This window comes from Haloparvum alkalitolerans (assembly GCF_055381565.1).
Genome location: NZ_AP043937.1, coordinates 240817 through 262533 on the forward strand (window position 1 = coordinate 240817; position 21717 = coordinate 262533).

Sequence of the window (21717 nt, forward strand, 5' to 3'; positions counted from 1 at the left end):
CCCTCGCGTCGTGTGGGAACGAGAAACACCCTTAGCGGTGTCCCCTCGCGTTCGCCGTCGGGCGGGTCCTCGGTCGGGTCGCTTCACTCTCCGGTCGCGGCGAGCGCGTGCGCGAGAAGGGTCCCGCCGTTCACGGCGTCGGTCGTCAGGTCGGCCGCGAGACGGTCGGCGATCCGTCCGACCGCCGCTCGCCCGAGGTACGTCTCCCCGACGAGCGCCGCGACCGCGTCCGCGGCGTCGCGCCGGACGCGCACGTCGGCATCGCGCACGGCCGCGAGGAGGTGTGCGACCGCCTCGTCGGGCGGGATCCGGTCGCGCTCTCCCAACGCGGCGATGAGGGCGACCCCGCGCCGCCGAACCGTCGGGGAACCGTCCGCGAGCGCGTCCGTCCCGGCCGCAAGGGCGTCTCTGGTCGCGTCCGGCTCCGTCACGGACGGCGCCAGCTCCGCGAGCGCGGTCAGCCCCGTTTCGCGTCGGTCGGTGGCGTCTGCGTCCGCTGCGAGCGACCGGACCACGGCCGTCGGGTGGGCGTCGTCGTCCGCGTCCGCGAGCGCGTCGGCGACCGCGGACCGCGGTTCCGAGTCCGCGCGCCGGAGGAACGCCGCGGTCGCGGCGGAGTCGGGGAGGGGGGACTCCCCGTCGCCCGGGTCGGCCAGCGCGGACGCCATCGCGTCGGAGAACGCCTCGAGCGCCCCGTAGCCGGCGGCGGAAAGCGCCGCCCGGCGAAGCGCGGTCCCGTCGACGGCCGGCGCCCGACCGAGTTCTCCCGCCCCGGGCGGGTCCGGTCCGGTCTCGGCGGTCCGGTCCAGCGTCCCCTCCACGACGGTCGCGAAGGCCCCGATCGCCGACCGGTCCGACGCGGCCAGCCGCTCGGCGGTGCGGCAGAGCCAGAACGCGGCCGCCTCCGATCCCAGCGTCAGCGTCCCCTCGTCGCCGCGCTCCGTCCTGTCGATCGCCGTCCGAAGCGCCTCAGCCGCGCCGGTCCGAGCCGTCGCCGGCGCGGTCGCGGCGAGACGGTGGAGGCGCCTCCCGACGGCGTGTGCGAGCCGGTCCCGATCCGTCTCGACGAGCGTCTCGGCGAGTCCGCCCGCCGCGTGTGCCGGTCTGCTGTCGTCCCGGCCGCCGCCGGCGTCGACCCCGACCGCGAGCGTCTGCCGGGCGGCGCCATCACCGAGGCGGTCGAGGACCACCGGCTTCGCCGACTCGGGAAGCTTCCCCGCTGCGGCCGCGCGGCCGACCGCCGCGGCCGCCCCTCGACGAACGCCGCGTTCCGCCGCGGTCAGCTGACCGCACACGTCGGTGAGGAGTTGCTCCGCGGACGCGCTGCCGCGTCCCAAGAGGTCGGCCGCCCCGTCGCAGGCGGCGCATCGCTCGAGTCGGCCTCCCGCGAGCAGCGACGAGACGCGCCCCGTCAGCGCGTCACCGTCGACGCGACCGGACCCGCACCACCGACAGGCGACCCGGACCGCCGCCGATCGGACGGTCGGGTCGGCGTCGCCGACTGCCTCGACCAGCGACGCGCCGGTTTCCGCGTCGGGCGCGGCCGCCGCGAACACGCGGTCGGCGGCGCGAACGGCGGTCCGTCGCACCGCCGGGTCGTCCGACGCGAGCCCGGATCGGACGACGCGGCGCCACGCGGTGGCGCGGTCACCGCGGTTGCCGCGGACGCTCCCCGTGTCCGGTTCGGCCGCTGTCCGGGCGGCGGCCAACCCGACCGCGACGAGCGCCGCGACGTCCGGCTCGCCATCCGCCGCGGGCTTGTCGTCGGCGGCGGGCTCGTCCGCCGCCCCGTCGGTTCGGTCGCTTTCGACCGCCCGCACGCCCGGAACCGGATGGAGGTCCCACGGCGTCACCGGCTCGTGACCGGTGCGGCTGTCGTGAGGCGCCGGCTCGGCGACGGACGCGGCGACGCCGGTCGCGAGCGGGAACGAGGCGCGCAGGACGGGGGCGACTCGCGGCCACCAGTCGGTCGCCGAAAGCGGCTCGAACAGCTCCGAGGACGGCACCTCGTCGAGTTCCCGCGGAAGCCGAGTCAGCGCTCTCGTCACCGGGAGGACGAACTCGTCGCTGGCCGCGATCAGCCGGGCGTACTCGGGGACGTCGGCGGGGTCGGGAGCGGCGAGAAGCGCCGGTACGAACGGGGCCACCGCGGCGGGGGAACTCGCGGCGATCCGCGCGACGGCCGCGGTCGCGGCGGTCGAGTCGTCCCGTTCGATCAGCGAGTGGAGACGTTCGCGGGCGAACGCCGTCGTGCGCTCGTCCGCGCTCCCTACCGCGCCGGCGACCGCGACGGTCCCCGCCGTCCACGCCTGCACGGTTGTCGGCGTCGCCGGGTCTTCCAGGAGGTCCAGGAGGGATGCCACGTGGACGCGGTCGAGCACGTCGCCGTTCGCGGAGTCCGGCGGCGACTCGGTCCGCTCGGCGACCGCGGCGAACAGCGCTCTCGCGGTCCCGGCGGATCTCTCCCGCCCCGTTCTCTCGACCAGATCGGCGGTGATCGCTGTCAGGGCTTCGGGGGACTCGTCCGCGACCGTCGCGAGCGCGCCGTCGACGCCGTCGCTTTCGTGCTCGTCGAGGGCGTCGCGAACGATGTCCTGCATGCCGTCGTCGTCGCTCGAGGAGCTCTCGTCGCCGGCCGTGCTCTCCGCGTCCGTCTCCGCCGCGTCCGGGCGTCGACGGCAGACGCTCGAGAGGGCCGCTTCGACGACCGTCGGCGCCCCGTCAGCCAGCCCCGCGAGCGCCGGGAGACTCGCGTCGAGGTCGCCCGGTCCCTCGGTCGCGTGGGCGGCGATCGACCGGGCGATCCGCGGGACGAGGTCAGGTGCTCCGTCCGCGACCGCGGCAAGGCCCTCCAGAGCCCGCTCGCGCACGTCGCCGTCCCCGTCCGCGAGGAACGATTCGAGCGTCCTCGCGAGGGACGCGGGGTCGTCGGATTCGCGCGCCGCGGCCGAAACGGCGATCTCGACCGCCCGCAGTCGGACGGACCAGTCGTCGTGTGCGCGACAGGCGTCCGCGAGGGGCGCGACCCAGTCGGTCCCGAGCACGTCGACCGCGTGCGCGGTCGCGTCCGGCGGGTCGTCGGTCGAGCGCTCCGACGCGTATCCCGCGTCGTAGAACCGCTCGACGACCAGTAGCTCGGCGAGACGTCGGTCCTCGGCGCCCGCGTTCCCCGCATTTCGGGAGGCACCGAGCGCGGCACAGACCCCTCGGCGCGCCGCGCGCCGCACGTCGGGATCGGCGTCCGCGAGGAGCACGCGCAACCGGTCGACTGCGGCGTCGTCGACCCGACCGGTCCGCTCGACGACCGTCGCCGTCGCCCGTGCGGCGTTGGTCCGCGTGAGCCAGTCGTCCGCGTTCGTGACCGCGTCGAGTCGCCGGTGATGGTCAGCCACCGCCTCCGGCGTGGCGCGAGCGAGACACTCCGTCGCACCGGCGGCCGCGGACCGCACTTCGGAGTGCCCGTCGCGAAGCCGACGGGTGACCGGGTCGACCAGCGCGTCGGTCCCGGCGGCGAGCGGTCTGCCGAGCGGCTCCCCGTGGTAGCGAGGGACGCCGCCGAGCCTGCCGAGGGCGCGCACGGCCGCTTCCCGAACGCGCGGGGCGTCGTGGTCGAGCTGCGCCCGGATGCGGTCGACCGCAGGCACGTGGTCGGGGAGAGCGGCGCCGACGTGGCCGAGGTCGTCGAGGGCCGTCGCGACGAGTCGGGGGTTCGCCTCGTCGAGCGCCCAGGTCCGCCCCGCGACGAACGGTCTGAGCGCGGCCGGCTCCGCCGTCGCCGTCGCGACGAGCGCCCACATCGACTCGATCGCGACCGCGTTCTCGGCAGCCGCGTCACAGCCGGCGACGAGCGCCGGAACCGCGGCTTTCGCGGCGCCGGGCGCCTGCCCGCCGACGGCGCCGACGACGGACGCCGCGAGGGCCCGGCCGCCCGTGTCTCGAAACCCGTCGCTCCCGTCGTCGTTCGGTCGGACGTGTCGCGTCTCGGCCCGGAGTCGGTCGACGTTCGCCAGCCGGCGCCCGAGCGCGAGGACGACCGGCTCCATCGACGCCGGCGCCGCACGGCCAGCCGCCCATACCCCGCAGAGCTCCGCCGACGAGACGCCCCGTCCCGTTCGCAACCGGTCCGCGATAGCGTCGGCGACCGCGTCCCCGCACGCCGGGTCGCGCTCGGCCGCCACCGCGAGGAGCTCGATCGCCGCTTCACGCACGGTCCGCACCGGCGAGGACACGTACTCGCTGGCGGCGGCCACGGCGTCGTTCGGGTCGACCCGCCCCGCCGCGAGGTCGTCGTGAAGCCGCCGAAGGGCCGCGAACGCCACGGCTCACCCGCCCCCGCGAGCGAAGAACGACCGGGCGAGCCGGCGGAGCGTCCGGCCGAGGTCGTCGGGCGACGCGTGGACCAGCCGGTCGAAGAACGCGGGGTCGCCGTCCCGCCCCCCGGAGAGATAGACGCCGTACACCGGGAACGAACACCGCTCGAGGGCGTCGGCGTACGCGTCCTCGTCGTCCGGGTGCCCGTCGGTGACCACGACCACGAACGGGACCGCCCCCGCGCCGTGCGCGATGCGGTGACGGGCGAGCGTCAGGAGCGCCGCGAGCGGCGTGCCGCCGTCGGCGCGACCGGTCAGCAGGCGGTCGACGTGGTCGCCGGGATCACCCCCGAACGGCAGTTCCAGACACGGCTTCCCGCGCCAGACGGAGAGCACCGAGACGTCCACGCCGACGTCGTACAGCGCCGCGGCGAGCTGTGCGACCGCGTTCTCCGCGGTCCGCATCGGCCCCTCCCGCCTCGCTCGCTCCCGGCCCGGTTCCCCCCGCATCGACCCCGACCGGTCGAGCAGCAACAGACAGGAGTAGTCCTTCTCCCGACCGGGGAGCCGCTTCGAGAACACGCGCGACTGCCCTCGGTAGGCGTCGACGAGCCGCCCCGTATCGAGTCGACCGACCCGGTGACCCGCATCGGTCCGCGGGCGACGCTCGCGGCGGAGCTGCGTGCGCAGGTCCGCGGCGAGCCCGCGTGCCCCGGCCGTCGCGGCCGCCCAGCGCTCGCGGTCGCCGCCGTTCACCGCCGGGTCGACGACGACCACCTCGTCGACCGACGCGTCCGGGTCGCGGACCACCGACAGCAGCCGCTCCGCCTCCCGCCGCAGGGGGGATCCCGACCGCCGGGCCCCCCGGCCGGACGTCGCGGACCGCCGGCGCACCAGCCGCTCTATCGCGCCGGTCGTCACCTCGCCGGGGACGGGCTCCGAAGCGGCACCGCTCACGCCGGGTTCTGCCCCCGTCTCGCTCGTTCTCGCGACGCGGCGCGCGGCGGTCTCCCCGTCCGGCAGGCGGTCCGCGTTGCGGGCGGGCCACCGCGCCGCTGCCCGTGCGTCCCGCGGGCGCACGGGTGCGGTCTGGATCCGGGTCCGCTGGAGCGGCGGCAGCGGGGCGAGGGCGTCACGCACCTCGCGGAAGCACTCGGAGGCCCTGTCGACGCGGCGAGTGGCGTTCGGCTCCGAGAGCATGTCCGCGCAGTAATCGTCGAGAACCGGGGCGAGCGTCGCCAACACGTCGTCGCGCCCGTTACGGACGACGCGCGAGGGGTCGTCCGGGTCCCGGAGCGCGGCGTATCGCCCACTGTCACCGAACCCGCGGTCGAGCAGCCCGACGGTCACCGCCTCGAAGAGGGTGTACGACCGGACCGGATCGTGCGAGTCGCTCGTCTCGCCGTCCGCGAACAGCCGCACGAACCGGGCGTGTCTATCGTCGGCCCGAGCGGCGAGCGCCGCGTTCAGCGCCAGCAGGTCCGCGCGGACGTTGAACTCGGCCGCCATCTGCGTCTCGACGACGGCGTCCTCCGCGGCGTTGTAGACGGCCCGGAACAGCTCCCGCCAGCGCTCGTCGACCTCGTCCAGTCGGTCGCCGAAGCGCTCGAAGTCCGAATAGTGGACGTGGCCGAGCTCGTGGAACAGGAGCGCGATCTGCATCCGGCGGTCCCAGACGGGGGCCGGAAGCGCGTCGCCGACCTGTTCGTACCGCGTCGTCGGGATGTCGATCTCGTAGCTCCCCGCCTCGTCACCCGGGCGAGCGGCGGCGACCTGCGGGTCGAGCCGGACGGACACGTCGACGCGTCGGGGCGAGCAGATCCCCGCGAGCCGTTCGAGCTCGCGGCGCCGGCGGTCGGACGTGCGCTCGGCCGTCGCGAGCGCGGCCAGGTCGGACGACGGCGTCTCGGGCGTGAGGCGCATCGCCGGATCAGAGCCGCTTGTCGACCAGCGTGCGGACGAGCGTCTCGTCGTACTCGTCGACGCGGGCGACCAGTTCGCTTCGGGCGGCGTCCCGGAGGGACATGAAGTCGTCCTCCATGAAGCGGGCGATCCGGACGACCTCCCGCGTCGTGATCGGCGTCGACAGCTCGCCGTCGACGTACGCCTCGCGGAGCCGGCCGGCGAACGAGACGAGGCGCTCGACCGCGTCCTCGCGTGACCGGTCGAGGTCGGTGCGCTGGAACACCAGATCCACCTCGACCGCGGTCGGCAGGTACTCGAGCTTGACGTGTCTGAACCGGTCCTCGAACGCCTGGTTCAGCTCGTAGGTCCCCTGATAGCCCGGGTTGGCGGTCGCGACCACGCGGAACTGCTCGTGGGGCGCGACGGTCTCGCCGGTCTGCGGGACGGTCAGCGTGCGGGTCTCGGGCGCCTCCATCACCGCGTTCAGCGCCGCGACGGTGTTCGCGTCCGCGGCGTTTATCTCGTCGAGGAGGAGCACGCCCCCCTCGCGGGCCGCCCGCGTCAGGGGCCCGTCGACCCAGCGGGTCACCGTCTCGCCGCCGTCGGCACTCACGAGCTGGAGGTTGCCGAGGAGGTCCTCGCGGAACGTCGTCTCCGAGAGCGTCACCCGGTACAGCGGCCGGTTTGTCCGCGAGCAGACGTACTTCGCGAGGTAGCTCTTGCCGACGCCCGGCGGCCCCTTCAACAGGACGTTCATGCCCAGCGCCAGCGCCCGCGTGACCACCTCCACGTCGGTCCGACCGCCGGCCGCGTCGCGGTGGTAGTACTCGTCCGGCCCCACGTCGGGAACCCGGTCGTGGCCCACGTCGGCTAGCACCGGGAGTTCGCCGAACCGCTCGTCCGTCGGCTCGCCGACCGGCGTCGGGTCGGGACCGACCGCCGCGTCGCTCCGGGTCATCAGTTGCCGCCCGTCCGCCGCTTCCCTGCGTCCGGGACTGCCGACGCGATCACACCCATTCGGCTTCCGCTTTTTCAGTCAAATATATATACTTTCTCCACCCTCGACTCCAGCACCGTCCCGCTCCGTCCAGCACCGTCCCGCTCCATACAGAACCGTCCAGCACCGTCCCGGCGCGGCCGGACAGCGGTCAGAAGTCGTGAGTCGCCGCGGAGAGGAACCACGACCCGACGAGCGCGAACGGACCGACGACCCAGAGGATGACCGCGACCGGCGGCATCACGAAGAAGACCGGAATCCCCACGAGCAGCGCGGCGACTCCGACGATCCGCGCACGCCGCCGTGGGTCGTTGCCACACGCCGGGCACGCGGTCGCGCCGTCCGGGAGGGGGTCACCGCAGTGTGCACAGGAATCGCTCATGGTCGCGGGTTCTTCCTCCCGGGGCTTCAAGGATATGCTTCCGGCCTCACGGCCAACCATTCCCCCCGATCCCACGCGCCGAGAACCGCCCCAATCACTACGGTCCACGACGAGTAACCCCCTCATAAGCATGAGCGTACGCACACGAATCGCCGCACGGCCGAGACCCGGCCCGGATCGGGTGCGGAGGCGGGCGTGAGCGCCGTCGCCTCCGCGCTCGCCCCGGTCCTCGGAAGCGTCGCGGCGGTCGTCGACCCGGCCCTCGCCAGCCGGGTGCAGTTCGCGTGGTCGATCTCCGTCCACATCGTGTTCGCGGCGCTGTCGGTCGGGCTCGCGCCCTACATCGTCTACTTCACGTACAAGGAGGTCCGCACGGGCGAGGAGCGGTTCGCGCGCCTCCGCGGCTTCTGGACGAAGGTGTTCGCGCTCGGGTTCGTACTCGGGACGGTGACGGGGATCCCCCTGAGCTTCCAGTTCGGGACGAACTTCGCGGCGTTCTCGACGTTCGCAGGCGAGGTGATCGGCGGCCCGCTGGCGTTCGAGACGTTCATGGCGTTCTTCCTGGAGGCGGTGTTCCTCGGCATCCTGCTGTTCGGCCGCGACCGCGTGAGCGACCGGCTCTACGTCGGCTCCTCGGTGCTGGTGATGGCCGGCGCGTGGGCCTCCGCCTTCTGGATCCTCGTCGTCAACGCGTGGATGCAGACCCCGCGCGGGTACGAACTCGTCGAGCGCGGCGGCGAGACGCTCGTCCGACTGACGGACCCGGTCGCGGCGTTCACGACGCCCCGGCTCCCGTGGCTGTACGTCCACATGACCAACGCCGCGGTCGTCTCCGTCTCGCTTCTGATCGCGGGCGTGGCGGCGTACTTCGTCTGGGCCAACGAGGAGAGCGAGCCGTGGGCGCACGCGCTCCGAGTCTCGGTCGCCGTGCTCGCGGTCGCGGGCGTCTTTCAGGTGATCCACGGCGACGCCTACACCCGCCACGTCGTCCAGACGCAGCCGATGAAGTTCGCGGCGATGGAGGCCGCCTACCAGACCAAACAGGGCGCGCCGCTGCACCTGATCGCGTTCCCGCGGAACCTCGGTGACATCCTCGACCCTCGTGCCGAGAACCTCGTCTCCGTCTCCATCCCCTACATGGCGTCGATGCTGGCGTCGATGGGCGACCCGAACGCGGTCGTCTACGGGCTGGAGGAGTTCGACGTGGAGAGCCCGCCGGTCGCGGTCGTCTTCTGGTCGTTCCGCACGATGGTGACGCTCGGCTTCTGGTTCATCCTGCTCGGGGTGTGGGGCGTCTATCGCCTGCGGAAGGGGCGGCTCGCGACCCGGAGCCGTCACCTCCAGCTCCTGTGGCTGTCGACGCCGCTCGGGTTCGTCGCCATCGTCGTCGGCTGGTACGTGACCGAAGTGGGACGCCAGCCGTGGACGATTCAGGACCTCCTCAAGACCGACGCGGCCGTCTCGCCGAGCGTGACGGGGATCGAAGCCGCGCTGTCGCTCGGCGGATTCATCACGCTGTACCTGCTGTTGCTCGCCGGCTTCCTCGCGGGCTGCAAGTGGCTCGTCGACGAGGAGCTCGAGCGCATCGACGAGGCGACCGCCGGGGCCGTCTCGGAGCCCGACGTGACACCGGACCCGACCGAGCCCGTTCCCGACTCGGGAGGTGACGGCCCGTGATCCCGATCGACGGCTACCTCGTCCCCGCGCTGCCGGAGGTGTGGTTCGGGACGCTGCTGTTCGCGTTCGCGATGTACGTCTTCCTCGACGGCTTCGACTTCGGGCTGGGAATGGTGTACGCGACCCGGGACGACGAGGCGGAGCGCGAACAGCTGCTGGCGGCGTTCGGTCCCGTCTGGGACGCCAACGAGGTGTGGCTGGTCGCGTTCGGAACGCTGCTCGTCGCCGCGTTCCCCGCGGTGTACGCCGCGCTGTTGAGCGGCCACTACCTCGCCGTCTTCGGGCTCCTGTTCGCGCTCCTGGCCCGGGGCGTCGCCGGCGAGTTCCGGGAGCTGAACGACGACCCCGAGTGGCGTCGGATCTGCGACCGCCTGTTCGTCGTCGGCAGCGTCGCCGCGCCCTTCTGTCTCGGGCTGATCGCCGGCGGGTGGGTCTTCGGCTCAGGGATTGCCGGGCTCCCGAGTCTGGTGACGGGGCTCGCGCTCGTTGGCCTCTCGTTCGTCGCCGGCACCGCCTACGCGGCGCTGAAGACGCGCGGCGACCTTCGGGCGGACGCGCTCGCGCTCGGTCGGCCCGCGACGGCGGCGTACCTCGGGACGCTCCTCGCGCTCGTCGCGACGCTGGTCGCGCTGGACCCCCTCGGCGCGGGCGGACGCCTGTTCGCTCCCGCCCCGCTCGCCGCGGCCGCGGCGACGGTCGCGCTTCCGGTCGTCGGACTGGCGCTGGCCGCGCGGAACCGAGTTCGGGCGTGGCTGTGGAGCGTCGGGCTCGGTGCCGGGTCGCTGGTTCTGCTGGTCGGGACCCTGCTGTATCCGCACGCGTACCCCGCGACCGGGCTGACCGTTCGGGACGCGGTCGCGGCACCGGTCACGCTCAACCTGCTCACGCTCGTGGCGGGGCCGTTCCTGTTCGTCGTGCTCGGCTACTTCGTCGTCCTGTACACGGTCTTCTCGGGGCCCGTCGAGGAGAGCGAGGCGGGCTACGGCGGGTGAACCGGGACCTGCCGGTCGTTCCCGCCCTCCGACTGTCCGACGGACGCCCATGGGGTCCGTGAGCGTCCACAGATTCCGGCAGCGTCCGCGGGTCCGGTGGGTTTTTGCCCGACCGCGGCCGCGATAGGGCAATGACCGACGACTCGGACGACCCACTGGTGCCGATCGTCTGTGACGACTGCGGGACGCGGTCCCGGATCCCCCTCTCGGACGTGGCGGACGCGGTCGCGCGGCACAACGAGACGCGCCACGACGGCGAGGAGGTCGCGGCCGTCGACCCCGCGCTCGCCGACCGCATCGCCGACATGGCGGCCGCGGACCTGGGCCTGCTCGACGGGGAGTGACCGTGCGGGGCCCTTCGCTCGTCGACGTGATCCCGCACTACGCCGTGATGCTGCTCGCCGTGTTCCTCGCGGTCGGCGCCGCGGAGTACGTCGCCGGCGACCTCTCGCTGTGGGTCGAGCTGGCGATCATCACCGCCGTCGTGTTCACGTATCGCCCCGTGGCCCGGCTGCTCGGCCTCGCGCCCGATGGCTGGTGAGGCCGCGGCCGGGCGGCGGCCGGGCCGCGTCGGCCGCATTCGGACCTCGCCCCGCGCCCGGAACCGAACCTGTTAATAGGGTGATGTGTGTCTCGCACACCCATGGTGTGTACCGTCTGCAACGGCGGGGATGGTGAGCGGGCGACCGTCGCGTTCGTCGACTCGGACGCCGACGTGGCGGTGACGCTGTGTCCGACGTGTCGCGAGTCGTTCGCGTCAACGGACGTCTGCCGGGTGCTGTCGGCGGCCGAGGCCCCCTCGACGCCCTGAAGCCTGTCGGATTCGGGGCTGGGCCGAGCTCCGGCCTGGCCTGGACGTGGGCCGAGCGCCGGCCGGACCCGGGCGGGATCGAACAGGGTCGTGCGAGGTGGGAACAAACAGTACTGATTTATATTGGCATCCGTGTGTGTGAGATATGCCCGAGTGTCAGAATTGCGGATCCTTCGTCACGACGCAGTACGTGCGGGTGTTCACGCCCGACGAGGTCGACGAGCCGCGCGTCTGCCCGAACTGTCCGGACCGGCTACGAGACGGCGCGGAGGTCCGCGAGGCGCGGTCGAAGCGTCGCTCCGAGTGACCTCGGCCACCGGACCGGCCCCGACTCCCCTCCCCTCCTTCCTCCGGTCCGACCGCGGCCCGCGAACCGGCCACCCCATCCGTGGCCGGCATGCCTAAGGGTCGGCCGCCGGAACGATCGGGCATGACGAACGTACTCGTCGTCGGCGGCGGCCCGGCCGGACTGAGCGCGGGACTGTTCGCGGCCAAGAACGGACTCGACGTGACGCTGTTCGACACCGACGGCACGTGGATGCACAAGGCGCACCTGTTCAACTACCTCGGGATCGGCTCGGTCGGCGGCTCGGAGTTCCTCGCGACCGCCCGCCAGCAGGCCGACGACTTCGGCGTCGACCGCAAGCAGGGCGAGGAGGTCACGGGCGTCGCGACGGCCGACGGCGGGTTCGCGGTCGAGACCGATGCGGGCGAGTACGAGGCCGACTACCTGATCCTCGCGACCGGCGCGAACCGCGACCTCGCGGAGGAACTGGGCTGTGCGTTCACCGACGAGGACGTCGTCGACGTGGACGTGACGATGGAGACGAGCGTCGCGGACGCGTACGCGACCGGCGCGATGGTACGTGCGGAGGAGTGGCAGGCGGTCATCTCCGCGGGCGACGGCGCCTCGGCCGCGCTGAACGTGCTCTCCAAGGAGAAGGGCGAGCACTACCACGACTTCGACGTGCCCGCCGACGCCGAGCGCGTCTTCGGCGACGTGGCCGACGAGTAGGCTCTCGGCGCCGACCCCGAACAGGAATTTTCTGACACGAGTGACGTGCGTTCGCGGGCACTCCGAGGGCGCTCTGAGGGCGCTTCGAAGAGCGATAAGCCGCCGTCGGATCCGGCCCGGATTGCCGGGACGGGAACGAGTTCGCGGGAACCGATAACTAGTTTTTTGTAAGTACGACTCTTCGTTCCGGACACGAGAAGATCATCGATGTCCCCGGATAAATTCGACACCACTGGAGCGGCGAACTGTCCCGCGATCGAGGGCGGCTATCGTGCGGAGGCGGATCGATAATGCAGAAGAACGAGGACTGGTGGCCGGAGCTGCTGGATCTCGACGGCCTCGACCGGAACGCCCGCGACGCGGGCCCCTACGACGAGGAGTTCGACTACGCCGAGGAGTTCGAGACGCTCGACTTCGACGAGGTGAAAGCCGACGTCGAGGCGGTCCTGACCGACTCCAAGGACTGGTGGCCGGCCGACTACGGCACCTACGGTCCGCTGTTCATCCGGATGGCGTGGCACAGCGCCGGCACGTACCGCACCGTCGACGGCCGCGGCGGCGCGGCCGGCGGCCACCAGCGCTTCCCGCCGCTGAGTAGCTGGCCCGACAACGTCAACCTCGACAAGGCCCGCCGCCTGCTGTGGCCCGTCAAGCAGAAGTACGGCCGCAAGCTCTCGTGGGCGGACCTGATCGTCCTCGCGGGCAACGTCGCGCTGGAGTCGATGGGCTTCGAGACGTTCGGCTTCGCCGGCGGTCGCGAGGACGACTGGGAGCCGGACGAGAGCGTCGACTGGGGTCCCGAAGACCAGATGGAGGAGATGTCCGCCGAGCGCTTCGACGAGGAGGGCGACCTCAAGGAGCCGCTCGGCAACACCGTGATGGGCCTCATCTACGTGAACCCGGAGGGCCCCGACGGCGAGCCGGACACGGAGGCCTCCGCGAAGAACATCCGCCAGGCGTTCAGCCGCATGGCGATGAACGACGAGGAGACGGTCGCGCTCATCGCCGGCGGCCACACCTTCGGGAAGGTCCACGGCGCGGACGACCCCGAGGAGCACATCGGCCCCGAGCCCGAGGCGGCCCCCATCGACCTGCAGGGGCTCGGCTGGGAGAACGACTTCGGCGAGGGCAAGGGTCCCGACACCATCACCAGCGGCATCGAGGGCCCGTGGAACACCACGCCCACGATGTGGGACACCTCCTACATCGACAACCTGCTGGACCACAAGTGGTGGCCCGAGAAGGGTCCCGGCGGCGCCTGGCAGTGGACCACCCAGAGCGGCGAACTCGACGACGCCGCGCCCGGCGTCGACGATCCGTCGGACCGCGAGGACGTGATGATGCTGACGACGGACGTCGCGCTGAAGCGTGACCCCGACTTCCGCGAGGTCTTAGAGCGGTTCCAGGAGAACCCCGACGAGTTCCAGGAGGCGTTCGCGAAGGCGTGGTACAAGCTCATCCACCGCGACATGGGCCCGCCGGAGCGGTTCCTCGGTCCCGAGGTTCCCGACGAGGAGATGCTGTGGCAGGACCCGCTCCCGGACGCGGACTACGACCTCATCGACGACGCGGACGCGGCCGCGCTGAAGGAGGAGCTCCTCGACTCGGAGCTGTCCCGTTCACAGCTGGTCAAGACCGCGTGGGCGGCGGCGTTCACCTACCGCGACAGCGACAAGCGCGGCGGCGCGAACGGCGCCCGCCTCCGGCTCGACCCCCAGCGCAGCTGGGAGGTCAACGAGCCGGAGCGGCTCGCGGACGCGCTGGAGACCTACGAGGACGTGCAGGCGTCGTTCAACGAGGCGCAGGCGGACGACACGCGCGTCTCGCTGGCCGACCTCATCGTGCTCGGCGGCAACGCAGCGATCGAGCAGGCCGCGGCCGACGCCGGCTACGACGTGACGGTCCCGTTCGAGCCGGGGCGTACGGACGCCTCGCAGGAGCAGACCGACGTGGAGTCGTTCGAGGCGCTCAAGCCGAAGGCCGACGGCTTCCGCAACTACCTCGGCGACGGCTACGACGAGGCCGCCGAGGAGGTGCTCGTCGACAAGGCGGAACTGCTGAACCTGACGCCGCCCGAGATGACGGCGCTCGTCGGCGGCATGCGCGCGCTCGGCGCGACCTACCGCGACACCGACCGCGGCGTCCTCACCGATAGCCCGGGCACGCTGACGAACGACTTCTTCGTCAACCTGCTCGACATGGGCACGGAGTGGGAGCCCGTCTCCGAAACCGAGACCGTGTTCGAGGGCTACGACCGCGACACCGGCGAGCAGCAGTGGGAGGCGACCCGCTTCGACCTCATCTTCGGCTCCAACGCCCGCCTCCGCGCGCTCGCGGAGGCCTACGGCGCCGACGACGCCGAGGAAGAGTTCGTCCACGACTTCGTGGATGTCTGGCACAAGGTCATGCAGAACGACCGCTTCGACCTCGAGTAGCGCTCGATCGGCGTGGTTCCGACTTTTTGCGATCTCCGTCGGTTCGGTGTTGACGGATTGCGATACTGAGTGTTACAGACCGATTCAGAAGTTTTGTTTTTCTGAAACTCGCGGCGGTGCTGTGCGGTCGCGGAGCGGTGCGGTTGCGGTGCTGTGTTGTCGGCGCGCGCCGCGGCGACCCTGCGTCGCCGCGACCGCGCGAGGGAGGCGGCGGCGCGGCCGCATTGCGGTGCGGTTCCGCGGCCGCGCCGCCGCCGAGGCTGGGGAGGTGCGAGGCCTGCGGTGCGGTCGTGGGGCGGGGTGGGGTTGAAAGGGGCAGTCGGCTCGAACCCGCCCGGACGACGCAAGCACCGCAGCGGGCGGTGCGGAGAGCGAGGAGCGCAGCGAGGCCCGGCGCGGTCGAGCCGGCTGGGGCTTTCTAGACGTTGCTGTCTAGAGCAGCAGGCTCAACAGCAGTTATGGAAGCATAATCTGACAGAAAAACAGCACAACTACCGTACTCTACTCAGTATCGCTATCGATCAGAGTCCACCGGCGCCGGAGGCGGCGTCGGGGATGTCGACGGGTTCGACCGGGAGGTCGAGTTCTTCCAGTGCGGCCTTCAGGTGTTCGCCTTTCGCGTAGTCGGAGCCGTCGGCGACGCGCTTCTGCTGGGCGAGCGCGAGTACCTCGCCGCGGCGGTCGTCGGGGATCTCGTACTTGTCGGTCGAGAGTTCCACGGTGAACCCGTTGTGGTCGCGGGTGTACAGCGAGTAGAAGATGCCGCGGTTGAACTCGCTGTACTGATAGCCGTGCGCCTCCAGTCCCTGCTTCACCTCCGCGATGCGGTCGGGGTCGAAGCTGAAGGAGATGTGGTGGACGCCGCCTAACTGGGTGCGCTGGGGGCCGGGGTTGGAGTCGCGGCCCTCCTCGACGAAGAACGTGATGATGCGGCCGTCGCCGGGGTCGAAGAACAGGTGGGTGACGTGGGGCGCGTCGAGGTTCGGCTGACGGAGCACCAGCGACAGTCCGAGCACGTCGCGGTAGAACTCGACGGTGTCCTCGACGTTGCTCCCGATCAGGGTCACGTGGTCGACGCCCGTCACCCCGACCGCGGCGTCCGGTTTCTCGGCGGTGATCGGCGGGTCGCTCAGCGCTGCGGCTTCCTCGGACGCGTCGGTCGCGGAGTCCTCGTTGCTCATGATCACTACTTCGCCTCCCACGACCATGAATCCGGTAGCGACGCCGCCGCAATCGGGTGACGCGCGTGTCACCGGGGGAACCGCGAACGGGACGGGCAGTGCACAATTTCTACAATTTGTAGCTGGTGTGAACGGTGCGGACGGTGCGGACGGCGCGAACACCGGGCGCCATCCGCCGTCCGGGGCCAGATTGAGGGGGCCGGGCGTCGAACGGCGACCGTGACACGCGACACGGCGCACGCGATCGATTTCGACGACGCTCGGGGGACCATCGGGTCGTTCCTGCGCGAGACGCTGGCGGAGGCGGACGCCGACGGCTACGTCCTCGGCGTCTCGGGCGGGCTCGACTCGGCGCTCGCGGCCCACCTCGCGGCGGGCGCGCTGGGGCCGGACCGCGTGCTCGGGCTGGTGATGCCCGGCGCGCCTTCCGCGGAGCGGCACATGCGGGACGCGCGCGAGGTCTGCGACGCGCTCGGGATCGACCGGGTGGAGGTCGACATCGAACCCATCGTGGAAGCGACGCTCGCGGACGTGCCCGCGGAGGACCGCGACCGAGTCACCGTCGGGAACGTTCGCGCTCGCGAACGGATGCTGCTGTCGTACCGCGAGGCGAACCGCCGGAACCTGCTGGTGCTCGGGGCGAACAACCGCTCCGAGCGCCTGCTCGGCTACTTCACGAAATACGGCGACGGCGGCGTCGACGTGGCCGCGCTCGGCGACTGCTACAAGACCGAGGTGTACGCGTTCGCCCGCGCGGTCGGCGTCGACGAACGGATCGTTGGCAAGACCCCGACCGCGGAGCTGTGGGAAGGCCAGACCGACGAGGGGGAGCTCGGCGAGAGCTACGAGACCATCGACCGGATCCTCCGCGCGATCGTCGACCGCGGGCTGTCAGTCCCCGAGACCGCGGAGCGAACCGACATCGACGAGGCGACGGTCCGGGAGTTCGCGGACATGTGGCGCGGCTCCGCCCACAAACGCGCGGCGCCACCGACGCCCGGCGTCGAACGACGGAACCCCTGAGACGACCCCGAGTGGCGTGTCCTCGACCGCGGGGAAGCCCTCTGTCTCAGTCCCGCGACCGGATCCCCAGCACCTTCACGCGCCGGACCCCGTCGAAGTCGCGGAGGCGGTAGACGAGTTCCCGGAGGCGGTCGGCCGGGCCGCGGCAGAACAGCGCCTCCAGGCACCACTCGCCCTGGTGGGTGTGGCTGGTGTTCTGGATCACGTCCTGGTGGTCGTGCTGGACGGCGTGGAGGTCCGCGATCACCTCGTGGTGGCGATAGTCGAACCCCACCAGCGCGACGACTTCGCCATCCTCCTCCTCCAGTCGAGCGTGCGCCTCGACGTACTCCTGCATCGCCTCGCGGACCGCCCGCGACCGGCTCTCCAACCCCTCGTCGCGCCAGACGCGGTCGAACTCCGCGACGACCTCGTCCGGAACGCGCAGACTCGTTCGCATGCAGACCGGTTGGAGGGCGGGTCACAAAAACGGGTCGCGAGTAGGACCCGGCCGACCGCGGCCGACCGCGTATGACGGACCGGCCGGATCGGTCCTAACAACCGCTATACGGCCCGCGGGTGGAGTAGACGACACGATGCTCCACGGCGAAGCGCTCGGACTCCTCGTCGGCGCGGTCGCGCTCGGCGCGGTCCACGGGATCGAACCGGGACACGGCTGGCCGGTCGCGGCGACGTACGCGCTCGACCGCTCGAACAAGTGGATCTACGGACTGGCAGCGAGCCTGATCATCGGCGTCGGCCATCTGATCAGCAGCATCGCGATGGTCGCGGTCTTCTTCTACGCGACCGCGTACTTCGACCTGACGCAGGTGAACGAGCCGATCGCGCTCGCGCCGGGCGTCGAGGTCGGCGGGCCGGTGAGCCTCGTCGCGGGCGTCCTCCTGATCGGTCTCGGCGTCCGGGAGTACCGACACGGGCACAGCCACGAGCACGAGGGCGACGGTCACGACCACCGGCACGAGGGCGACGACGACCACCAGCACGGTGAGCACGGAGACCAGACGCACGATCACGCGGATCACCCCCACGACCACGCCGGTCACTCTCACGACCGCGGCTCGTTCGACGGCGCGGCCGATCGCGGCCTGCTCGGCATCGCGTGGTTCGCGTTCGTCCTCGGGTTCGCGCACGAGGAGGAGTTCGAGATCATCGCGCTGTGTGCCGGGTCTAACCACTGCCTCGAACTGATGAGCGCCTACGCGCTGACGGTGATCGTCGGCATCGTGACGCTCACGCTCCTGCTGATCGCGGGCTACGAGCGCTTCGAGGAGGACGTGGAGCGCTACGCCCCCTACCTCCCGGTCTTCTCCGCGGTCGTGCTGGTGGCGATGGGCGTCGGCTTCATCACCGGGCTGCTCTGAAACTCGCAATACAGCGGGCGTTTTCTGAATGCTGAGAGGAATCGATACTGCGTGTTACAGGCCGAACTAGAATTCCCACATTTCTGAAACTCGCGGCGGTGCGGTGCTGTGCGGTCGGCGCGCGCCGCGGCGACCCTGTGTCGCCGCGACCGCGCGAGGGAGGCGGCGGCGCGGCCGCCTGCTGTGCGGTGCGGTTCCGCGGCCGCGCCGCCGCCGAGGCTGGGGAGGTACGAGGCCTGCGGTGCGGTTGCGGTGGGTGGGACTGAAAGGGGCAGTCGGCTCGATCCGGCCCCGACGACGCTCTCGCGAGCCTGCCGAGCGAGAGTCAGCAAGTCGCAGCCCGGCAGCCCGCTACTGCAGGCAGCCCGGACCGTCTTGCCAGATAAGCACCGCAGCGGGCGGTGCTGAGAGCGAGGAGCGCAGCGAGACGCGGCCGGTCGAGCCGGCTGGGGCTTTCTAGACGTTGCTGTCTAGAGCAGCAGGCTCAACAGCAGTTACGGAAGCATAATCTGACAGAAAAACAGAACAACTACCGTACTCTACTCAGGATCGATCTCAATCAACCCCGATTCACCACATCCATCGCGCGCCGTCTATAGTTCGATCTCGCGCAGATCCAGTTCCAGATCGCGAACGTGGTCGTTGTACGCCTCGACGAACGCGCGGAACGCGGGCGCGTACTCGCGGACGTCCGCGGCGGAGGGTGGTTCGTACTGCGACAGGAGGTAGACACCGTTCTCGCCGCCGGCGCGGAGGTAGGAGGCGCCGTCGCGCTCCCACTTCAGCTCCCAGCGCACGCCCTCGACGCGTTCGGTGAAGGTGCCCCAGTCGGTCCCCTCGTAGCGGTGGAGCTCGCCGGCCATCCGGTCGCAGGCGTCCGCGACGGCGTCGAGCACGCGGTCGCGCTGGGCGACCACGTCGTCGGTCGACGCCGGCGCCGGAAAGTCGGCGGAGACGTCGTCGAGGACGCCGTCGAGCGAGTCGACGTGGTCGTTGAACGCCGCGACGAACGCCGGGTAGTCCGCGAGCGCGGTCGCCAGGTCGTCGGGCTCGGGCGGCTGTTTCGTCGAGACGACGTAGGTGTCGCTGCCGCGCTTCGGCTCGAACAGCAGGAACTCCAGCTCGCCGGCCTCGTACTTCACCGTCCACGCGCCGGCGTCGGTGTCGAACGTCCGCCGCCCGTAGTCGCCGCCCTCCAGTTTCGCCAGCTCGTAGGCGACCCGGCCGGCGTGCTCGCGCACGTGGTCGACGAGCGCGTCGCGGTCGGCCGCGACCGCGTCGACGTCGCGCACGTCCAGATCCGCGAACTCGGTCATGGTCGAGCGAGGGGCCGCCCGGAGGTAAGCCTCCCGGACCGCGTTCCGCCCACCCCGCGACGACTGCCGGCGCCGCGGCGGTTTTCACGCCCGACCGCGAAGATGACCCATGAACGCCGATCCGACCGAGTCGTCGCTACCGTCCGAGACCGGGGTCGCTCGAGCCGAACTCCGCGTTTCCGACCTCGGCGCGACCGTCGACTTCTACCGCGACGTCGTGGGGTTGACCGTCCGCGACCGCACGGAGACGGACGCGACGCTCGGGACCCCGGAGCGACGCCTGCTCGACCTCCGAGCGGCGCCCGACGCGCCGGCACGCGGCCGCGGGGAGGCGGGGCTGTTCCACCTCGCGTTCCTCCTCCCCTCGCGGGCCGCACTCGGCGCGGCGCTGGAGCGGATCGAGGGGACCTGGGAGCTCTCGGGCGCGTCCGACCACGTGGTGAGCGAGGCGCTGTACCTCCGCGACCCGGAAGGGAACGGCGTCGAGATATACCGCGACACGCCGCCGGAGACGTGGCCGCGCTCCGACGGCCGGGTCGGCATCGACACGCTCCCGCTGGACCTCGACGCGGTCCGAGCGGCGCACACCGACCGGAACGCGGCGGCCTCCGAGGAGTCCGTCCCACCGGAGACGAAACTCGGTCACGTCCACCTCGAGGTGACCGACCTCGACGCCGCCGTCGGGTTCTACCGGGACGGGATCGGGTTCGGCGTGACGCACGAGCACGGCGACGAGGCGGCGTTTCTCGCGGCCGGCGACTACCACCACCACCTCGGACTCAACACGTGGCAGGGGCGCCGCGAGCCCAAGCGCGAGGACGGCCGCGGCCTCGTGGCGTACGAGATAGCGGTCCCGGACGCGGTGGCGCTGGAGGCGGTCGCCGAGCGCCTCGCAGACACCGCGGGCATCGACATCGAGGACGGTCCCGCGGACGGGGCGCTCGCAGTCACGGACCCCGACGGGATCCGCGTTCGGATCGTCGTCGAGGACTGATCAGGGGCGGCCGTCGTCGCGGTCGTTCTCTTCCCCGTCGTCGCCACCGGTTTCACTCCCGGCGTTGCTACCGAACTCACCCTCGTCGGCGCGGTCGTTCTCACTCTTCTCGGCGCGGTCGTTTTCGTTCTCGTCGGCGCGGTCGTTTTCGTTCTCGTCGGCGCGGTCGTTCTCGCTCTCGGCGTCGTTGCCGCCGTTCCCGTTTTCGGCGGCCGCCTCGCCCTCGTCGGCATCGACGACGTCCGCGCGGATCTCGGGGATCAGGTCGAACTGCGGCGACACGTCGCCGAGCACGAGCAGGCTGTAGTACCGCAGGTAGGTCGCGACGGGCACCTGCACGAGCGTCGTCGACGCGACGAGGAACGCCGCGACGAAGCCCGCGGCCACGACCGCGGCGACCGCCAGTCCGACGAGGGTCAGTCCGACGACCTGGAACGCCAGATACCCGACGATCCCGACGATGACGAACGGGATCGCGAGTACGATGCCCACGAGCGCGGCGCCCATCCCGGCGACGATCCCCGCGCCGATCGACACCACGACGCGAGCGAGCGCGTACACCGCGTACTCGCGCCACTCGGCCCGGAGCTCGCCCCAGAACCGCCGCCAGCCGGCGAGGATCCCGACGTCGTCCGCGACCATGATCGGGACGACGAAGTCAGTCGTGAACAGCAGGAACAGCCACGTGAGAAGCGCCAGCAGCAACAGCACGGGGGACGCCAGCAGCAGGACCAACAGGAACGCGCCGAACGAGACCGCAACCAGCGCGACCGCGGCGACCAGCGAACCGACCGCGAGGAGCCACACCGCCAGCCGGAGGAGGAACAACTGGAGGCCTTCCCGGAGGTAGTCACCGAAGACGCCCCGCACGCGCGGCTCCTCGGTCCGGGCCGCCTCGACGAAGACGAACTGCATCACGGCGCCGACGAACGCGAACGCGATCCCGACCGCCAGCACGAGGCCGACGACGAGCAGGACCAGCCCGAGTCCGGGATCGAACGCTCCCGGAGCGGCGTCCGTGGGGATCTGCCCCGTTCCGGGGATTCCGGTTCCTCCGCCGCCGGGATCGGAGGTGCTGCCGCCGGCGTTGAGGTTGAGTCCCGACGGCCCCGAGACGCCGGAGACGAAGAAAACGATGACCGCGAGCGTGAGCCACCGGCGGAGGTCGAAGGGCAACAGCAGGCGCTTCGATGCGTCGACCGAATCGGAGAGGGCGTCGAGCGCGGACCAACTCATGGGGTCGGCTTCTGCGGGCGGGCGTAAATACGTTGGTCCACGACCCGCGGCCGGTGGCCCGCCGGGAACCGGCCCGCAGCTT

General features: G+C 71.6%; 19 protein-coding genes. 11 read left to right on the top strand and 8 right to left on the bottom strand.

Translation table 11 applies throughout. The features are described from left to right. Window positions 1-83: 83 nt before the first annotated feature. The 4 genes from ACZ432_RS02155 to ACZ432_RS02170 all read right to left on the bottom strand — a co-directional run bounded on the left by ACZ432_RS02155 (window position 84) and on the right by ACZ432_RS02170 (window position 7594). A complete protein-coding gene (locus ACZ432_RS02155) occupies window positions 84-4319 on the bottom strand; it encodes a hypothetical protein (protein WP_426963119.1) in 4236 nt (1411 codons plus the stop codon). A gap of 3 nt (window positions 4320-4322) precedes the next feature. Further along, window positions 4323-6233, bottom strand: a complete 1911-nt coding sequence (locus ACZ432_RS02160) for a VWA domain-containing protein (protein ID WP_426963118.1) — start codon at window positions 6231-6233, stop codon at window positions 4323-4325. Between the two features lie 7 nt (window positions 6234-6240). Further along, window positions 6241-7173, bottom strand: a complete 933-nt coding sequence (locus ACZ432_RS02165) for an AAA family ATPase (RefSeq protein WP_426963117.1) — start codon at window positions 7171-7173, stop codon at window positions 6241-6243. 190 nt (window positions 7174-7363) lie between these two features. Next, complete coding sequence (locus ACZ432_RS02170) at window positions 7364-7594, bottom strand: zinc ribbon domain-containing protein (protein WP_058366954.1); 231 nt, start codon at window positions 7592-7594, stop codon at window positions 7364-7366. 195 nt (window positions 7595-7789) lie between these two features. On the opposite strand from ACZ432_RS02170, the gene ACZ432_RS02175 reads away from it, so the two are divergent. From ACZ432_RS02175 to katG, 8 genes are all read left to right on the top strand, one after another. After that, window positions 7790-9271, top strand: a complete 1482-nt coding sequence (locus ACZ432_RS02175; RefSeq protein ID WP_426963116.1) for a cytochrome ubiquinol oxidase subunit I — start codon at window positions 7790-7792, stop codon at window positions 9269-9271. Next, window positions 9268-10263 carry a cytochrome d ubiquinol oxidase subunit II gene (locus ACZ432_RS02180; RefSeq protein ID WP_426963115.1) on the top strand — a complete coding sequence of 332 codons (996 nt, stop codon included), beginning with the start codon at window positions 9268-9270 and terminating at the stop codon, window positions 10261-10263. Before ACZ432_RS02175 ends, ACZ432_RS02180 begins: the two co-directional genes overlap by 4 nt. 131 nt (window positions 10264-10394) lie before the next feature. After that, window positions 10395-10607 carry a hypothetical protein gene (locus ACZ432_RS02185; RefSeq protein ID WP_426963114.1) on the top strand — a complete coding sequence of 71 codons (213 nt, stop codon included), beginning with the start codon at window positions 10395-10397 and terminating at the stop codon, window positions 10605-10607. A gap of 2 nt (window positions 10608-10609) precedes the next feature. After that, entirely contained in the window at window positions 10610-10804 is a 195-nt protein-coding gene (locus ACZ432_RS02190) for a hypothetical protein (RefSeq protein WP_426963113.1), read from the top strand. 102 nt (window positions 10805-10906) lie between these two features. After that, complete coding sequence (locus tag ACZ432_RS02195) at window positions 10907-11074, top strand: hypothetical protein (RefSeq protein ID WP_426963112.1); 168 nt, start codon at window positions 10907-10909, stop codon at window positions 11072-11074. A gap of 145 nt (window positions 11075-11219) precedes the next feature. Then, on the top strand, window positions 11220-11381 hold the full coding sequence (locus tag ACZ432_RS02200; protein WP_176696656.1) for a DUF7563 family protein: 162 nt from the start codon (window positions 11220-11222) through the stop codon (window positions 11379-11381). A 123-nt stretch (window positions 11382-11504) separates the two neighbouring features. Continuing rightward, window positions 11505-12089, top strand: coding sequence for an NAD(P)/FAD-dependent oxidoreductase (locus ACZ432_RS02205; protein ID WP_426963111.1), 585 nt, complete (start codon window positions 11505-11507; stop codon window positions 12087-12089). Between the two features lie 290 nt (window positions 12090-12379). Then, window positions 12380-14524, top strand: coding sequence for a catalase/peroxidase HPI (gene katG / locus ACZ432_RS02210; protein WP_426963110.1), 2145 nt, complete (start codon window positions 12380-12382; stop codon window positions 14522-14524). A gap of 521 nt (window positions 14525-15045) precedes the next feature. On the opposite strand, the gene ACZ432_RS02215 is transcribed toward katG, so the two are convergent. Beyond that, window positions 15046-15705, bottom strand: coding sequence for a VOC family protein (locus ACZ432_RS02215; RefSeq protein WP_426964744.1), 660 nt, complete (start codon window positions 15703-15705; stop codon window positions 15046-15048). A gap of 219 nt (window positions 15706-15924) precedes the next feature. Between ACZ432_RS02215 and ACZ432_RS02220 the strand changes: the two genes are divergently transcribed. Then, window positions 15925-16728, top strand: coding sequence for an NAD+ synthase (locus tag ACZ432_RS02220; protein ID WP_426964743.1), 804 nt, complete (start codon window positions 15925-15927; stop codon window positions 16726-16728). A 46-nt stretch (window positions 16729-16774) separates the two neighbouring features. Here ACZ432_RS02220 and ACZ432_RS02225 read toward each other — a convergent pair whose 3' ends face one another. After that, on the bottom strand, window positions 16775-17167 hold the full coding sequence (locus tag ACZ432_RS02225; protein WP_426964742.1) for a CopG family ribbon-helix-helix protein: 393 nt from the start codon (window positions 17165-17167) through the stop codon (window positions 16775-16777). Window positions 17168-17303: 136 nt separating this feature from the next. Here ACZ432_RS02225 and ACZ432_RS02230 point away from each other — a divergent pair, with 136 nt between their 5' ends. After that, a complete protein-coding gene (locus tag ACZ432_RS02230; RefSeq protein WP_426964741.1) occupies window positions 17304-18089 on the top strand; it encodes a hypothetical protein in 786 nt (261 codons plus the stop codon). 593 nt (window positions 18090-18682) lie between these two features. Here the strand turns inward: ACZ432_RS02230 and ACZ432_RS02235 are convergent. Continuing rightward, window positions 18683-19405 carry a hypothetical protein gene (locus tag ACZ432_RS02235; protein ID WP_426963958.1) on the bottom strand — a complete coding sequence of 241 codons (723 nt, stop codon included), beginning with the start codon at window positions 19403-19405 and terminating at the stop codon, window positions 18683-18685. A gap of 109 nt (window positions 19406-19514) precedes the next feature. Here ACZ432_RS02235 and ACZ432_RS02240 point away from each other — a divergent pair, with 109 nt between their 5' ends. After that, on the top strand, window positions 19515-20399 hold the full coding sequence (locus tag ACZ432_RS02240; RefSeq protein WP_426963956.1) for a VOC family protein: 885 nt from the start codon (window positions 19515-19517) through the stop codon (window positions 20397-20399). On the opposite strand, the gene ACZ432_RS02245 is transcribed toward ACZ432_RS02240, so the two are convergent. Then, window positions 20400-21635, bottom strand: a complete 1236-nt coding sequence (locus ACZ432_RS02245) for a DUF7544 domain-containing protein (protein ID WP_426963955.1) — start codon at window positions 21633-21635, stop codon at window positions 20400-20402. Window positions 21636-21717 lie beyond the last annotated feature (82 nt).

Bases quoted from the DNA above. Each gene is read 5' to 3' on its own strand.
- ACZ432_RS02160 (WP_426963118.1), bottom strand. From the start codon at position 6,233: ATGCGCCTCACGCCCGAGACGCCGTCGTCCGACCTGGCCGCGCTCGCG.
- ACZ432_RS02165 (WP_426963117.1), bottom strand. From the start codon at position 7,173: ATGACCCGGAGCGACGCGGCGGTCGGTCCCGACCCGACGCCGGTCGGC.
- ACZ432_RS02170 (WP_058366954.1), bottom strand. From the start codon at position 7,594: ATGAGCGATTCCTGTGCACACTGCGGTGACCCCCTCCCGGACGGCGCG.
- ACZ432_RS02185 (WP_426963114.1), top strand. From the start codon at position 10,395: ATGACCGACGACTCGGACGACCCACTGGTGCCGATCGTCTGTGACGAC.
- ACZ432_RS02195 (WP_426963112.1), top strand. From the start codon at position 10,907: ATGGTGTGTACCGTCTGCAACGGCGGGGATGGTGAGCGGGCGACCGTC.
- ACZ432_RS02200 (WP_176696656.1), top strand. From the start codon at position 11,220: ATGCCCGAGTGTCAGAATTGCGGATCCTTCGTCACGACGCAGTACGTG.
- ACZ432_RS02205 (WP_426963111.1), top strand. From the start codon at position 11,505: ATGACGAACGTACTCGTCGTCGGCGGCGGCCCGGCCGGACTGAGCGCG.
- katG (WP_426963110.1), top strand. From the start codon at position 12,380: ATGCAGAAGAACGAGGACTGGTGGCCGGAGCTGCTGGATCTCGACGGC.
- ACZ432_RS02215 (WP_426964744.1), bottom strand. From the start codon at position 15,705: ATGAGCAACGAGGACTCCGCGACCGACGCGTCCGAGGAAGCCGCAGCG.
- ACZ432_RS02225 (WP_426964742.1), bottom strand. From the start codon at position 17,167: ATGCGAACGAGTCTGCGCGTTCCGGACGAGGTCGTCGCGGAGTTCGAC.
- ACZ432_RS02230 (WP_426964741.1), top strand. From the start codon at position 17,304: ATGCTCCACGGCGAAGCGCTCGGACTCCTCGTCGGCGCGGTCGCGCTC.
- ACZ432_RS02235 (WP_426963958.1), bottom strand. From the start codon at position 19,405: ATGACCGAGTTCGCGGATCTGGACGTGCGCGACGTCGACGCGGTCGCG.
- ACZ432_RS02240 (WP_426963956.1), top strand. From the start codon at position 19,515: ATGAACGCCGATCCGACCGAGTCGTCGCTACCGTCCGAGACCGGGGTC.
- ACZ432_RS02245 (WP_426963955.1), bottom strand. From the start codon at position 21,635: ATGAGTTGGTCCGCGCTCGACGCCCTCTCCGATTCGGTCGACGCATCG.